Source organism: Allobosea sp. 10N428 (genome assembly GCF_056394545.1).
This window is the reverse complement of record NZ_JBFTIC010000001.1, coordinates 135220-148738: the sequence shown is the minus strand read 5'-3', so window position 1 is coordinate 148738 and position 13519 is coordinate 135220. Positions and strand designations below refer to the sequence as shown.

Annotated in this window: 13 protein-coding genes; 12 read left to right on the top strand and 1 reads right to left on the bottom strand. The window is 68.7% G+C overall.

Annotated features, from left to right (window positions below):
• Window positions 1-82: 82 nt before the first annotated feature.
• The 5 genes from AC1DDA_RS00730 (at window position 83) to AC1DDA_RS00710 (ending at window position 6036) form a co-directional block, all read left to right on the top strand.
• Complete coding sequence (locus AC1DDA_RS00730) at window positions 83-1579, top strand: M17 family peptidase N-terminal domain-containing protein (protein WP_476794221.1); 1497 nt, start codon at window positions 83-85, stop codon at window positions 1577-1579.
• Window positions 1576-2085, top strand: a complete 510-nt coding sequence (locus tag AC1DDA_RS00725; protein ID WP_441513237.1) for a DUF1269 domain-containing protein — start codon at window positions 1576-1578, stop codon at window positions 2083-2085. Before AC1DDA_RS00730 ends, AC1DDA_RS00725 begins: the two co-directional genes overlap by 4 nt.
• Window positions 2082-3812, top strand: a complete 1731-nt coding sequence (locus tag AC1DDA_RS00720) for a hypothetical protein (protein WP_476794220.1) — start codon at window positions 2082-2084, stop codon at window positions 3810-3812. The genes AC1DDA_RS00725 and AC1DDA_RS00720 overlap by 4 nt, the downstream gene beginning before the upstream one ends.
• A 118-nt stretch (window positions 3813-3930) precedes the next feature.
• On the top strand, window positions 3931-4917 hold the full coding sequence (locus tag AC1DDA_RS00715) for a patatin-like phospholipase family protein (RefSeq protein WP_441513511.1): 987 nt from the start codon (window positions 3931-3933) through the stop codon (window positions 4915-4917).
• 60 nt (window positions 4918-4977) lie between these two features.
• On the top strand, window positions 4978-6036 hold the full coding sequence (locus AC1DDA_RS00710) for an AI-2E family transporter (protein ID WP_476795110.1): 1059 nt from the start codon (window positions 4978-4980) through the stop codon (window positions 6034-6036).
• On the opposite strand, the gene AC1DDA_RS00705 is transcribed toward AC1DDA_RS00710, so the two are convergent.
• Complete coding sequence (locus AC1DDA_RS00705) at window positions 6026-7765, bottom strand: metallophosphoesterase family protein (protein WP_476794219.1); 1740 nt, start codon at window positions 7763-7765, stop codon at window positions 6026-6028. The genes AC1DDA_RS00710 and AC1DDA_RS00705 overlap by 11 nt on opposite strands.
• Before the next feature lie 242 nt (window positions 7766-8007).
• On the opposite strand from AC1DDA_RS00705, the gene AC1DDA_RS00700 reads away from it, so the two are divergent.
• Genes AC1DDA_RS00700 through AC1DDA_RS00670 form a run of 7 tightly spaced genes read left to right on the top strand, consistent with a single transcriptional unit; the run spans window position 8008 to window position 13505 of the window.
• Entirely contained in the window at window positions 8008-8517 is a 510-nt protein-coding gene (locus AC1DDA_RS00700; RefSeq protein ID WP_476778389.1) for a Na+/H+ antiporter subunit E, read from the top strand.
• Entirely contained in the window at window positions 8510-8797 is a 288-nt protein-coding gene (locus AC1DDA_RS00695) for a monovalent cation/H+ antiporter complex subunit F (protein ID WP_476794218.1), read from the top strand. The genes AC1DDA_RS00700 and AC1DDA_RS00695 overlap by 8 nt, the downstream gene beginning before the upstream one ends.
• Window positions 8794-9087 carry a monovalent cation/H(+) antiporter subunit G gene (locus AC1DDA_RS00690; protein WP_476794217.1) on the top strand — a complete coding sequence of 98 codons (294 nt, stop codon included), beginning with the start codon at window positions 8794-8796 and terminating at the stop codon, window positions 9085-9087. Before AC1DDA_RS00695 ends, AC1DDA_RS00690 begins: the two co-directional genes overlap by 4 nt.
• Window positions 9084-10016, top strand: a complete 933-nt coding sequence (locus AC1DDA_RS00685; RefSeq protein WP_476794216.1) for a hydrogenase subunit MbhD domain-containing protein — start codon at window positions 9084-9086, stop codon at window positions 10014-10016. Before AC1DDA_RS00690 ends, AC1DDA_RS00685 begins: the two co-directional genes overlap by 4 nt.
• Window positions 10013-10357, top strand: a complete 345-nt coding sequence (locus tag AC1DDA_RS00680) for an NADH-quinone oxidoreductase subunit K (RefSeq protein ID WP_476778385.1) — start codon at window positions 10013-10015, stop codon at window positions 10355-10357. The genes AC1DDA_RS00685 and AC1DDA_RS00680 overlap by 4 nt, the downstream gene beginning before the upstream one ends.
• On the top strand, window positions 10354-11877 hold the full coding sequence (locus AC1DDA_RS00675; RefSeq protein ID WP_476794215.1) for a complex I subunit 5 family protein: 1524 nt from the start codon (window positions 10354-10356) through the stop codon (window positions 11875-11877). The genes AC1DDA_RS00680 and AC1DDA_RS00675 overlap by 4 nt, the downstream gene beginning before the upstream one ends.
• Window positions 11874-13505: a complex I subunit 5 family protein gene (locus AC1DDA_RS00670; protein ID WP_476794214.1), complete on the top strand. Its 1632-nt coding sequence runs from the start codon at window positions 11874-11876 to the stop codon at window positions 13503-13505. Before AC1DDA_RS00675 ends, AC1DDA_RS00670 begins: the two co-directional genes overlap by 4 nt.
• Window positions 13506-13519 lie beyond the last annotated feature (14 nt).

The following is a 13519-nucleotide window of genomic DNA, read 5'->3' as shown; positions in this document are numbered from 1 at the left end:
GCGGCGGGAGCTGGCGCGATACCAGGTCAAAGCGTTTCGAAATGTGGCCACCGACACGATGTTTCCCCGGCAGAGGGCATCCATGGAGATCATTCCGGCAGTCGGAGAAGCGGAAAAGCTCGGGGCCGAGTTGCTCGTCCTCGGCGTCTTCGGCGATGGCCCGCTGACGGGGTCGGCTCGGGCCGTGAACGATCGCTGCTCCGGCCGGCTCGCCGGCATCCTCGGCCGGGCCGGTCTCGGGGACGCCGTTGGCGCCGTGCAAATGGTCGGGCCGTTGCCGGGCGTCGCGGCGAAACGACTGCTGCTGGTCGGCCTGGGACGTGCGGAGACTTTTTCGGACAGGGCCTATCGCCAGGTACTCTCCGTCGTGGCCAAAGCCCTCAATGGCGACCCCGCTACCGAGGTAGTCGTGACGCTGGCGGAGAACGAGGTCCCGCGCCGGACGCTCAGCTGGCGGATGCAGCAGGCGGGGCGCATCCTCGCCGATGGCCGCTATGATTTCGGATTGCCTGACGTGCCCATTCGGGAGGAGCGGCGCAACATCATGCTGCTGGTGCCGCAAACCCTGACCTCGGAGCTGGTCACGGCGCTTCGGCAGGGCGTGGCCATCGGAGAGGGCGTCTCCTTCGCCAAGGAGCTCGGAAACCTGCCGCCGGATCTGTGCACGCCGACTTTCATCGCGCGGACGGCCGAGGCGATGGCGAGCCAGTTCGGCTTCAGCGTCGACGTGCTCGGGCGGCGCGAATTCGAGGAACACGGGCTGGCGGCGTTTCTCGCCGGAGAACAGATCGCCGCTGGCGACTGCAAACTCATCGTCCTGAGAAGTGACCGGCGCATGGCGACGGGCCGGCCGATTGTCCTGATCGGTAACGGCGTCGCGGCGCTGGACGCGCTGCCCGAGCATGAGCAGCGCCTGCATCGCGCCCCGATCCGCGACATCAGCGGGATCGCCAGCGTGCTGGGCGCGATGCGGACGGTGGAACGGCTCGGCCTCGCTCTGAATGTCGTGGGGCTCATCGTCGCCAGCCAGGGTTGGACACCGCGTCAAGGCGGATGGCGCCCAGCCGCGCCGAAAGCAGTCCGGCGCCGGCAGGCACATGAGTCCTCGCTGCTGGGCGACGTGCTTGGCTACGCCGCACAGTTTTCGCCGAGCTGCGTCATCGATGTCGCAGCGCTGACGCGCGCCTGCGTCGTCGCCTTGGGCAGTCATGCCAGCGGCCTGTTCGCCAATGACGAAGCTCTTGCATCGGAACTGATGAAATGCGGTGGACGGTCTGGCGATCGCGTCTGGCGGCTGCCGCTATGGGATGACGATCCGGCGTCCTCTCCGGCCGGTGAGGCGGACCCGGCCGACGGACCGCCCGACGCCATCGCCGCCGCCTCCGATCTGGCCCGCTTCGCCACCGCCTATCCCTGGGCGCATCTGGACATCTCCGGAACCGCTTCGACCGCGGGCCGCATCCGCGGCGCTACGGGGCGTCCTGTCCCGCTGCTGGCCGAATTCCTGATCGGCAGGGCACGGGCGGTACCCGGCCAGTCAATCTTTCCCCCCCGCCCGAACCCGGAGCTACACTCATGAGCGATCTCGTCTTCATCGCCTTTCCGACCGAACAGAAGGCCGAGGAGGTCCGTCAGAAGGTCCTCTCGCTTCAGCGCGAATACCTGATCGAGCTCGGCGACGCCGTCGTCGTGGTCAAGGACGACAAGGGCCACGTCAAGCTGAACCAGATGATCAACCTGACCGCCACGGGCGCGGCTTCGGGCGCGCTCTGGGGCACGCTGATCGGCTTCATCTTCCTGTCGCCGCTCATCGGCACCGCGATCGGCGCCGCCTCGGGTGCGCTGGGCGGCAAGTTCAGCGACATCGGCATCAACGACCAGTTCATGAAGGATGCCGCCTCGGCGCTCCAGCCGAACACCGCCGGTCTCTTCCTGCTGATCCGCAAGATGACCACCGACAAGGTTCTGGCCGATCTCAAGGGAACCGGCGGCACGTTGATCAGCACCTCCTTCGATGAAACGAAGGAAGCCCAGCTGCGCGAAGCCCTCTCGGCCGTGGCGGACACGCAAGCGGCCGCGACGTGACCCTGGACTGGAGCCTGGGAGCGGAGGCCGCCGTCTGGGCGGCGTCGACCGCGCGTCTCGACGATTTCCGGCCTCTGCTTCCGGCAGAGGAGGAGATCGTCGCCAGGCTCCAGTCCGGCAATTTCGACAGGCTGGGGGATGGCATCCTGCCCACGCAGGCGGATCCGACCCGGTCGGTTCGCGCCCCCTTCCTGCGCTTCCTGATCCTGGGCGGCGAGCCGGGCTTCCGCCCGCATGAGAAGGGCGTCCTGATCCGGGGCGCCTGGATCACGGAGGTCCTCGATCTCGAAGCCTGCCGCGTCTTTCGCGATATCGGCCTGAACGACTGCCATTTCGAGGCGACGCCGATCCTGCGCGCGGCGATCATCAACCGGCTGTTCCTCGATGGCTCGCGGCTTCCCGGCCTGCAGGGCGAGCGATTGGAGGCGCGCGGCGGGGTCTATCTGCGGGGCGCGGAGGTCGAGGGGGCGGTCAATCTCGACCAGGCGCGGCTCGGCGGGAACCTGCAATGCGATGGTGCGGCGATCCGCAACCGCGGAGACTATGCACTGCTGGGCCGCAGCCTGGAGGCTCGCAACGTGCTCCTGCGCGGGGCGATGTTGCGCGGCGGGATCAACCTGTCCGGCGCCGTGCTGGCCGCCGATCTGGATGCGGCCGGTGCGAGCATCCCCGCTTTCGATCGAATGGCGCTCGACGCCGGCGAGATCGCCTGCCACGGCAGCGTCGTCCTGCGCGGCACCCGGATCACGGGGGAGGTGCGGCTGATCGGCTCGGCCATCGCCGGCGATCTCGATTGCTCCGGCACGACCGTGGAAAATGCCGGGCAGACGGCCATCGAAGCGAGCCGTGTCGTGGTCAAGGGAGCGTTCTTCCTGCGGCGCGAGGCAAGGCTGGACGGCACGCTCGCACTCACCGGCGCCTCGATCGGTACGATCCATGACGAGGCAGCGAGCTGGCCGAGGGCCGGCGACCTGCTCCTCAACCGCTGCCGCTATGGCGCCTTCATCGACGGGCCGGTCGATGCCGAGAGCCGTCTGGACTGGCTGGCGCGTCAAACGCCCAAGCGCTGGGGCGAGGATTTCTGGCCGCAGCCCTACGAGCAGCTCGCCGCCGTCTTTCGCGAGATGGGCCATGGCGAGGATGCCAGCTCCGTCCTCGTCATCAAGGAGCGCCTGCAGCGCAGGGCGCGCCGCGCCCGGACGGAGAACCCGGTCTGGCGGGCAATTCTCTTCGTCGCCGACGGCATTCTCGGGATCACGCTCGGATACGGCCGTAGGCCGCTTTTCGCGCTCGTCTGGCTGGTGTTCTTCTGGCTCGTGGGGGTCGCAATCTTCGCTTATGCCGAGCGCGAGGGCGCGCTGATGCCCAACAGCGCCGTGGTGCTGCGCGCGCCCGAATGGACCTTGTGCGGCATCGAGCGGGGCGAGCAGCGGCCGCTGGTCGCCACCGGCCTGTCGCAAGGGCTGGCGGCGCCCGGCCAGAACCAGCTCGCCTGCTTCCGGCAGCGCTGGGAGGCCTCGAGCTACCCCGCCTTCAGCCCCTGGATGTATTCGCTCGACACGCTGCTTCCTGTGCTCGACATGGGGCAGCGTACCTTCTGGCGGCCGAATCCGACCAAGCCGGGGGGGCGGGCCGCCATCAACTATTTCTATTTCCAGTCGGTCGTCGGCTGGGCCTTGAGCCTGCTCGCCGTCGCGGGCTTCTCCGGGCTGGTGAAGTCGTCGTGAGGCGGCCGGTTCTATCAACAAGGGTGAAATCGTGAGCAAGGCACCTTCCACTTCCAGCAGCGCCAGCGATGAGCGCGGCAGTGCAGCGTCGCGCGAGCCGCTCAACATCGATCTCGCCTTGCAGGGCGGCGGCGCACATGGCGCCTACACCTGGGGCGTGCTGAACCGGATCCTCGAGGAAGACTGGCTGACGATCGAGGCTATCTCGGGCACCTCGGCCGGCGCCATGAACGCCGCGGTCCTCGCCTCCGGTTATGTCACGGGCGGGCGGGCCGGCGCGCGCGAGGCCCTGAACGAATTCTGGCGGAAGGTCTCGGACGCTGCGCGCTTCAGCCCGTTCCAGCGTTCGCCGCTCGATGTCCTGCTCGGGCGCTGGACGCTCGACACCTCGCCGCTGTTCGTGGCGATGGACATGATGTCCCGCGTCGTCTCGCCCTATAGCCTCAACCCGATGGGCACGAACCCGCTGACGGACATCCTCGCCGAGGTGATCGACTTCGAGGCGCTCGCGAAATGCCCGATCAAGCTGTTCATCAGCGCGACGAATGTCCGGACCGGCCGCAACCGCGTTTTCCGCAACGCCGAAATCACCCCCGAGGTGCTGCTCGCCTCGGCCTGCCTGCCGACCTTGTTTCAAGCCGTCGAGATCGACGGCGACAGCTATTGGGACGGCGGCTACTCCGGCAACCCGACCATGACCCCGTTGATCGAGGAGAGCAACGCGAGCGACACGATCCTCGTCCAGATCAATCCGGTCGAGCGGCCGGGCACACCGCGGACGGCGCGCGACATTCTGAACCGCCTCAACGAGGTCTCCTTCAACGCGGTTCTGCTGAAGGAGCTGCGCATGATGGCTCTCCTGCAGCGTGAGGCAGTCTCCGGCTCGGGCGAGGGCGCCCGCTGGGCGCGCATGCGCATCCACCGCATCGCCAGCGACGCGATGACGGAGCTCGGCTACTCTTCCAAACTCAATGCCGAGTGGGAGTTCCTGACGATGCTGCATGACGAGGGCAGGCGCTCGGCCGAGATGTTCTACCGGACGCATCGCGACGAGATCGGAAAGCGCTCGACGCTCGATCTCGCCGAGTTCACCAAGGGGGTTTGACGGGTGTCTTTGAAATCGAGCCGTGTCGGCGACGCTCCGGATGCGGAATTGGGCGGGCCTATGACGAGTGGCGGCATCTATCAGGCGGCCCAGGTCGTCGTTGCGACGATCCTCGTCGTTGCGGCGCTGTCGATCGCGAGTTCGGTCTTCGCGCCGGTCGCCTTCGCGCTGTTCATCATCGCGCTGGTCTGGCCCCTGCAGAAGATGCTTCAGGGCTTTCTGCCGCGGCTGCTCGCGCTCGCGGTCAGCGTAATCGTCATGACCGTCGCGTTCGTCTATGTCGGGTCGCTGGTGGTGTCCGCGTTCGGACGTGTCGGGCGCTGGATCGTCAGCGACGCCGCCCGCTTCCAGGCTTTCTATGACCAGATCACACTCTGGCTCGAAGGACACGGAATCGCGGTCGCGGGAGCCTGGTCGGAGGCGTTCAGTGTCGGCTGGATGCTGCGCACCGCGCAGACCGTGACCGGCCGCCTGAACAGCACCATGAGCTTCTGGCTCGTTGTTCTCGTCTACGTCTTTCTCGGGCTGCTGGAGGTCGACGATTTCGGCCGCAAGCTCAAGGGCATGCGCAACCGCGCCGCTGGGGCCTTGCTGCTGCAAGGCAGCATGATGACGGCGGCCAAAATCAGGCGCTACATGCTGGTGCGAACGCTGATGAGCGTGATCACCGGCGTCCTGGTCTGGCTCTTCGCCAGAGCCGTCGGGTTGCAACTGGCCGAGGAATGGGGCTTCATCGCCTTCTCGCTCAACTACATCCCGTTCCTCGGGCCGCTCGTCGCCACCGTCTTCCCGACGCTGTTCGCGATGACGCAGTTCGGCTCCTGGCAGGCGGTGGTCGCGGTCTTCGCCTGCCTCAACCTGATCCAGTTCGTCGTCGGCAGCTATGTCGAGCCGCGCGTGGCCGGCAGTGCGCTCTCGATCTCGCCGGCGACAGTGCTGTTCTCGGTGTTCTTCTGGAGCTATCTCTGGGGTGTCTTCGGCGCCTTCATCGGCGTGCCTATCACCATCGCCTTCCTCACCTTCTGCGCCCTGCATCCGTCGAGCCTGTGGCTCGCCGAAATCTTCGGCTCGCCGCAGAAGGAAGGTAAGGTCCCCGAAGGCGCGCCCGTCACGCCGTAATGGCGGGCGGTGCCGGCGCGATCAGGATGCGCTGCGGTTCGAGCAGCGCGATCCCCTCGGGCGCTGCCGCCAGCGTGTGAATGTAGAAGCAGGTTGGCTCCGCATTCGTCGCCTCCATGACCGGGGAGGGCGCGGAGACGATCTTCAGCGCGCCGCAGCGCCCGATCCAGTCGATATGGCGGTGGCCGTGCATCGCGACCATGCGGGCGGCGACGGGCCGCAGCAGCCGCAAGAGGCGGCTGCCGTTGATCAGCGCGGTTCCGATCCGCTCCGAAAAGGCTTTCGCCGGTTTCGGATATTCGATCGGGTGGTGATGGAGCGCCAAAATCCACCGCGCCTGCGGGAAGGCGCGGGCCGCGGCGATGGTGGCCTGCATGTCCTCCTCGGCGACCAGCCCAAGAGCGTTGGTGAAGGAGAAATGCGCCTCGGCATTCGAGTTGAGCAGGATGACGCCGAGCCCGTCCGGTTCCGCCGGCGGCAGCACCATCGGAAAGGCATCCGCCCAGACGGCTTCGAGTCCCACCGCTCGGCGCAGGCCGCCGGCGTCGGCGAAGGCGGCGATCTTCTCGCGATGCGGTTCGAGCGCCGCGCTGAGGCTGCCTGCGAGCCTGGTCCGGCGCTGGTCGAAGACCTGCACGCGCTCGCCCTGCAGGGCCGCCATGGCGGAAAGGGTCCGCATCTGGCGCAGGTGCTTGCCCGGGCTTCCCGGCAGCTCGAGCCGGGCGGGATTGGCGCGGTCGACGATGTTGACGTCGTGATTGCCCGGCAGGATCAGGCAGCGACCGGCGAGGGCGGGATGGCGTTCCATCGCGTCGAGGAATTCGCCCCACTCGGCCGAGCGCCCGGCATCGGTCATGTCCCCGGTGATGAGCAGCAGGTCGAGCGGCTCGCTCGCGTGGATCGCCGCCAGCCTGTCGAGCACCTGCAGGAAGCGTTCATTGCCGCGCGGACCCGCGCGCCCGCTTTCGATCCGGAAGCCGTAGCGCTCGCCGACGACATGGACGTCGGACAGATGGGCGACGCGCCATCGCCGCGCCGATGCGGCCGCGGTGTCGAAGCCATCGAGATCGCGCGGCTGGTCCATCAGCCCGTCGGCCAGGCCCCAGAGCAGCGACGCCGCAGCCAGATAGAGCGACATCAGCGCAACCGCATTGGCCAGCGCTGGAACGACGAGCCGCAGCGGATCGGCGAAATCGGCAAAGCCGCCGGACCAGCGCGTCGCCGCCCAGACGAGCCAGAAGACGACCCCGGCGACGGCACAACCCAGCAAGCCTGCCCCGATCGCGCTGCCTGCCCGCAATCGTGCGCGCTTATCGGGATCGGTTCCGACGGAACTGAAACTCTCCGCAAGATGCTGCAGCCCTTCGCGGCAGACCGCGTAGCCCGGCTGGACCACCAGAGCGTTCAACGACCAGAAGCTCTTCTCTGCCATGCGGAACAGTGGCCGGAAGCCATACCAGCCGACAATTCCGACAAGTGCGAGCAAAACGAGGGAGCTGATCCCGGCCAGCGCCACCACGCGGCCCGATACCGATGCGACCCACGCCGTCATGACCAGCGGAGCTGCGCCCAGAAGGAGGCTCGGCAGCAAGGCGCCCAGAACCCAGGCGAGCGCGAGCTTGGGCAGGCTGATCTCGCCGAGCAGACTGCCGGCGATCGCAATCAGCGAGTGCTTCTTGGTGCTGCTGGCATCGTCCTCGGCGTCGCCGTTGCGCGGTTCGATGATCATGGACACGGCACCCCGGCGGAGCCGAGAGCTGTGATTGGCGAAAGCCTTGGCCGATTCATGCGATCCCCAGAGTGCGGCACCGAACGCATCCTGCTCATATCGGGCGGGCCACTGCCAGCAGCGCGGGCGAGAATGGGACGCGGCGCACAGGAGTGAGACGTCGGGCTGATGTTGCCCGCGGAGGTGGAAGCTACCTTGGTCTCACGGCCCGGCAGGGCACCCACCAGAGACGGGCGGATGGAATGAAGGCGGCGGCCGCAGCCGACGACGCGCCCCTCTCGGCGCTCTTCGCCCGAGGGCTCGGGCTGCTGCTGCTTTGGGTGATCCTGATGGGACCGGCGCTCGAGGATTTGCCGGTCGGGCTGGTCGCCAGCGCCTGCGGAGTCTGGGCCAGCACGGCTCTCTGGCCGCCCGGCGGGAAGCTCTCATGGATTGGCCTCGTTGGTTTTCTGGCTCGCTTTCTCCCGCAATCCGTCGTTGCAGGTCTCGACGTGGCGCGGCGCGCCTTTGCACGCGAGCCCGACCTGCAGCCCGGTTTTGCGACCTGTCTCTTCTTGATTCCAGCCGGCCTTGCGCTCGACTCGGCCTGCGCCGTGATGAGCCTGCAACCGGGCAAGCTGCCCGTTTCCGCCGAGCCCGACGGGACGTTGCTGATCCACTGCCTAGATCTGCGCGAGGCCGTGGCCGAGCAGGTCGCCGATGACGAGGCGGCATTCCTGCGCATCCTCGGACCGGGGCGGCACGATGGCTGATTTCCTCACCGGGGCCGCGCTCTTCATCCTGGCCGTGACGGCGATAGCGCTGTTCCGCGTGCTGCGTTCCGGCATCGTTCCCGAGCGCATGATGGCCGTACAGTTGCTGGGGACCGGCGGAGCGGCGGCCCTCCTGCTGCTGGGAGCTGCTTCCGGATCGGCGGCGACGAGCGATGTCGCGCTGTTGCTCGCGCTGTTCGCGGCGTTCTCCTGCGTCGCCTTCGTGCTTGGCGCCGACGGGCCGGGCGCCGGTGGGGATTCGTCGAAGGAGCGGCCGTGAGCGGCCTCCCCGACATCGTCACAGTCGTTCTCGTGACGGCGGGAGCGCTGCTCTTTCTCGCCGGCACGCTCGGCTTGCTGCGCTTCCCCGATACGTTGAGCCGGCTGCACGCCATCAGCAAGGCGGACAATCTGGGGCTCGGCTTGATCGTTCTCGGTCTCCTGCCACAGGCGGCGAGCGTCACGGGCGCGCTGAAGCTGATCTGCGTCTGGCTGCTCGCTCAGCTTTCGGCCGCGACGGCGAGCCAGCTGCTCGCGCGCGCCCTCCACCGCGACCGGGCCGAGCCATGACGCTCCTGCTCGATCTCGCGCTCGTCGCCTGGCTGCTGGGGCTCGCGGCCTATGTGGTCGCGCAGCCGGATGAACGCAGCGCGATCATCGCCTTCCTCGCCTTCGGGCTCCTGCTCGGGCTCGTTTGGGTCCGGCTCGCGGCGCCGGACGTCGCGCTGACGGAAATCGCCATCGGAGGGGGCGGGACTGGCATCCTGCTGCTGCGAGCGGAAGCGGCGCTGCGCGGCCGCGGCAAGCATGAGGAAACGATGACGCGCGCCGGCAAGCTCGCCGTGGCCGTGGGCTGCGCCGCGATCTCCGCGGGGCTCGCCTTTGCCGTGCTGACCCTGTCGGCGCCCGCTCCGACGCTGGCGCCGGCCGCGTCGGAGGCGCTGGGGACGACGGGGCTTGGCAACCCCGTCACTGCCGTGCTGCTGGCCTTTCGCGCGCTCGACACCCTGCTGGAGAAGGTCGTCGTGCTGCTCGCGCTGATCGGGGTCTGGTCCCTGGCGCCTGACGGGGTCTGGGGTGGCGCCCCCGAGGTGAAGCCCGCCGCCGTTCCGGGGCCGCTGGCCTATCTCGCGCGCATCCTGCCACCCTTCGGAATCGTGATCGGCGTCTACATGTTCTGGGTCGGGGCCGATGCACCGGGCGGCACCTTCCAGGCCGGCACGGTGCTTGCCGCGATGTGGTTGCTGGTGATGATGGCGGGCCTCCGTGCACCGCCCGATACGGCGCGCCCGCTGCTTCGGCTCGCGCTCACGGGCGGCCCGGCCCTGTTCCTGGCGATCGCCTTTCTCGGCTTCGCTGTTGCCGACGGCTTCCTTGCCTATCCGAAAGGGCTCGCCAAGCCGCTGATCGTGGCGATCGAGGCTGCCCTCACTCTGTCCGTCGCCGCGGCGCTCGCCATGCTGGTGGCCGGCCCGGCCCGAAAGGCGCCCACACGATGACGGCGGCGCTGCAGCCCGGCATTCTGTTCGGCCTATGCGGCGCTGCGCTCGTCGGCATCGGGCTCTTCGCCATCGTCACGAGCCCCGTCCTGCTGCGGCGGATCGTAGGCTGCAACATTCTCGGCGCGGGTATCTTCCTCGTCTTCGGCGCCGTCGCGCGGCGGGGCGCCGCCGCCGGCTTCGAAGCGGACCCGGTGCCGCAGGCTCTGGTCATCACCGGGATCGTCGTCGCCTTTTCGGCGAGTGCTCTGGCCGTTGCCCTGCTGAAGCGCCTCTCCGAGCTGAATGTGGGCGATCAGGCAGATGCCTCTGCGCCGGCCCAACGGCGGAGCGGGTCATGATGCCGCTCGTCCACACCACTTCGCCGGGTGGCTTCCTGCTGGTCCTGGCCGTGATCCTGCCGGTCTGTGCCGTGCTCGCCATCCTCGCCTGCGGGCCGCGCAGCGCGGCGCGGATCGCAATGACGACGTTTGCGGCCGGGCTCGCCGTTGCCGTCGCGATCGCCTTCGAACTCGCCTCCAGCGGCACGGCGCTGTCCTATGTCGTCGGCGCCTGGCAGCCGCCGCTCGGTATCGCGCTGCGGGCCGACGGGCTTTCGGGCGCCATGCTCGTCATGACGGCGCTGGTCGTCGTCACGGTCGGCCTTTTCGCACGAACCCAGCACAAGCTTCATGAGGGCGCAGACGACGGGCGTGCGCAGACGACGTTCTGGCTGATGCTGCTCGCGCTCTGGAGTGCATTGAACGCCGTCTTCGTCGGCGAGGACCTGTTCAACCTCTACGTCGCGCTGGAACTGCTGACCTTCGCAGCGGTGCCGCTGGTCTGCCTCGACGGCCGGGCGGAAACCGTCAAAGCCGCGCTGCGCTACCTGTTGTTCGCGCTGATCGGCTCGCTGCTCTACTTGCTCGGGACCGGGCTGATCTACGGCCAGTACGGCACGCTCGACCTGCTCGCGCTCTCGCGCCTGAGCCGGCAGGATCCGGCGCTCGCGGCGGCACTGGCGCTGATGATCGTCGGCCTCCTGGCCAAGGCGGCGCTGTTCGCGCTGCATCTGTGGCTGCCGCCGGCCCATGCCGGGGCGCCCGCGCCGGCAAGCGCCGTGCTCTCGGCGCTGGTGATCAAGGCGCCGATCTTCCTGATCCTGCGGCTGGTGCTCGATGTCGCTCCGCCGCAATCGGCCGCGATCGCGGGCCAGATGCTGGCCGTCCTCGGCGCGGCCTCGATCCTGTTCTGCAGCGTCATGGCGCTCCGGCAGGCCCGGCTCAAGCTGATGATCGCCTATTCGACGGTCGCGCAGATCGGCTATCTCTTCATCGTCTTTCCGCTGGCGGCCGGCAACGCCGAGCTGCCGCCCTGGGGAACGATCGCCTGGACCGGCGGCGCGCTCCAGCTCATCTCTCACGCGCTGGCGAAGGCGGCGATGTTCCTTGCGGCCGGCGTCATCGCCGAGGCCTACGGCCATGACCGCATTGCCGATCTCGGCGGCTTCGGCCGCGTGCTGCCGCTCAGCGCGGCGGCCTTCGGCCTCGCCGGGCTGTCGCTGATGGGCATTCCGCCAAGCGGCGGCTTCGTTGCCAAATGCCTGTTGCTGACGGCGGCGGTCATCCAGGGCAATCCCTGGCTGGCCGCGACCATTCTGGCCGGCGGGCTTCTCGCCGGCGGCTACGTCTTCCGCGTGATCGACAAGGCACTCGCCGTCCCCGCCGTTCCCGCCGCGCCGCGACGCAAAGTACCGCGCCGGCTCGAGCTCGCGGCGCTGACACTGGCCGTGGCCGCCGTTCTGCTCGGATTCGTGCCGCTTCGCCCCTTCGGCTTCCTGCAGATCGGCCGCGACGGCCTCGCCACGGCGTTGGCGCCATGACTGCCGCCGGTCTCCTCCTAGCTTCGGCCCTGCTCGTGCCGCTCCTGCTTGCCGCGTGCTGCCTGTCGGCCCGGTTCCGGGCGAGGGCGCTGGCCGTGCTCGTCATTGCCCCGCTCCCGGCGCTTGCGGCGGCCATCTTCGTGCCTGAAGGCCGCTTCGCCTTCTTCCCGGCGCCGTTCAGGCTGACGCTCGTGCTCGACCAGCCGGGCGCGATCCTGCTCGGGGGAGCGGCGCTGCTCTGGAGCGCGGCCGGTGCCTACGCCGCCTCGCAGATGGCACGAGATCGGGCTGCGCCGCGCTTCGCGATCTGGTGGCTGTTGACGCTCGCAGGCAGCCTCGGCCTGTTCATCGTCGGCGATGTCGTGAACTTCTATCTGCTGTTCACGCTGGCGAGCCTCGCGGCCTATGGCCTGATCATCCATGAGCAGAGCGCTGCCGCGCACCGGGCCGGCGTCATCTATGTCGTGCTGGCGCTGCTGGCGGAGGCGTTCCTGCTGATCGCGCTGGTGATGCTGGCGGCAGGCCATCCCGACGCCAACCCCCAGATCCGCAGCGTCGTCGCCGATCTCTCGGCCAATCCGATGCGGGACGGCATCGTCGCGCTGTTCATCCTCGGCTTCGCGCTGAAGATGGGGCTGGTGCCGCTCCATGTCTGGCTGCCGCTGGCGCATCCGGCGGCGCCGACCCCGGCCTCGGCGGTGCTGAGCGGCGTCGTGGTCAAGGCCGGCGTGATCGGGCTGATCCGCTTCCTGCCCTTCGAGGCCGGGATGCCGTTCGCGGGTGCCGTCCTGATCGGCGCGGGCCTCGTCACAGCCTATTACGGTGCCATCCTCGGCGTCACCCAGCGGCGCGCCAAGACGGTGCTGGCCTATTCCACCGTGAGCCAGATGGGGCTGCTCGCCGTGCTGCTCGGCGTCGGCCTCGGCACGGCCGACCCGGCCGCCACCCATCTGACGGCCTACTACGCCGTCCACCACACGCTGGTGAAGGGCGCGCTCTTTCTCGGCATCGGCATCCTCGCCGCAACCGGCGGGCGTCGGCTGACGCCTGTTCTGCTGTTGACGGCCGTGCTGGCGCTGAGCCTCGGCGGCCTGCCGCTGACCAGCGGGGCGCTGGCCAAGCTCGCGACCAAGCCGATGCTCGGCTATGGCTGGCTCTCTGGCGCGATGACGCTCGCCGCCGCGGGCAGCACCGCGCTGATGGTGCATTTTCTGCTGATCCTCCGCCGCGACACGCTCGACAACCCTGTCGGATCGCCGCCGGTCGGGCAGCTCTTGCCCTGGCTCGTCGTGCTCGCCGCCTCGCTCGTCATCCCCTGGTCGCTCTATCCGGCCGTGTCCGGCGAACCCATCGCCAGCCTGCTCGAGCCCGAGGCGCTCTGGAAGGTCACCTGGCCGATGCTGCTGGGCGCGGCGGTGATGCTCTTCGTCGACCGCTGGCCGCAACGCCTGGGCAGGATGCCGGAGGGAGACATCGTCGTCCTCGCGCAAAAGGGCGGCCCGTTGGTTCGTGGCATTTCGAACCGCATCGGAGAAATCGATGTGCATCTCCGGCGCTGGCCCGCAGCCGGGTTGGGGCTGATCGCTCTTGCCATCCTGCTCGGCGGCGCTTTGATGCTCAGGACCTGACGAAGGCCTGCAGG

Coding starts and splice junctions, on each gene's coding strand:
- AC1DDA_RS00695 (WP_476794218.1), top strand. CDS start 8,510: ATGGCTGATTTCCTCACCGGGGCCGCGCTCTTCATCCTGGCCGTGACG.
- AC1DDA_RS00670 (WP_476794214.1), top strand. CDS start 11,874: ATGACTGCCGCCGGTCTCCTCCTAGCTTCGGCCCTGCTCGTGCCGCTC.
- AC1DDA_RS00710 (WP_476795110.1), top strand. CDS start 4,978: ATGACGAGTGGCGGCATCTATCAGGCGGCCCAGGTCGTCGTTGCGACG.
- AC1DDA_RS00680 (WP_476778385.1), top strand. CDS start 10,013: ATGACGGCGGCGCTGCAGCCCGGCATTCTGTTCGGCCTATGCGGCGCT.
- AC1DDA_RS00725 (WP_441513237.1), top strand. CDS start 1,576: ATGAGCGATCTCGTCTTCATCGCCTTTCCGACCGAACAGAAGGCCGAG.
- AC1DDA_RS00705 (WP_476794219.1), bottom strand. CDS start 7,765: ATGATCATCGAACCGCGCAACGGCGACGCCGAGGACGATGCCAGCAGC.
- AC1DDA_RS00675 (WP_476794215.1), top strand. CDS start 10,354: ATGATGCCGCTCGTCCACACCACTTCGCCGGGTGGCTTCCTGCTGGTC.
- AC1DDA_RS00700 (WP_476778389.1), top strand. CDS start 8,008: ATGAAGGCGGCGGCCGCAGCCGACGACGCGCCCCTCTCGGCGCTCTTC.
- AC1DDA_RS00730 (WP_476794221.1), top strand. CDS start 83: ATGGAGATCATTCCGGCAGTCGGAGAAGCGGAAAAGCTCGGGGCCGAG.
- AC1DDA_RS00685 (WP_476794216.1), top strand. CDS start 9,084: ATGACGCTCCTGCTCGATCTCGCGCTCGTCGCCTGGCTGCTGGGGCTC.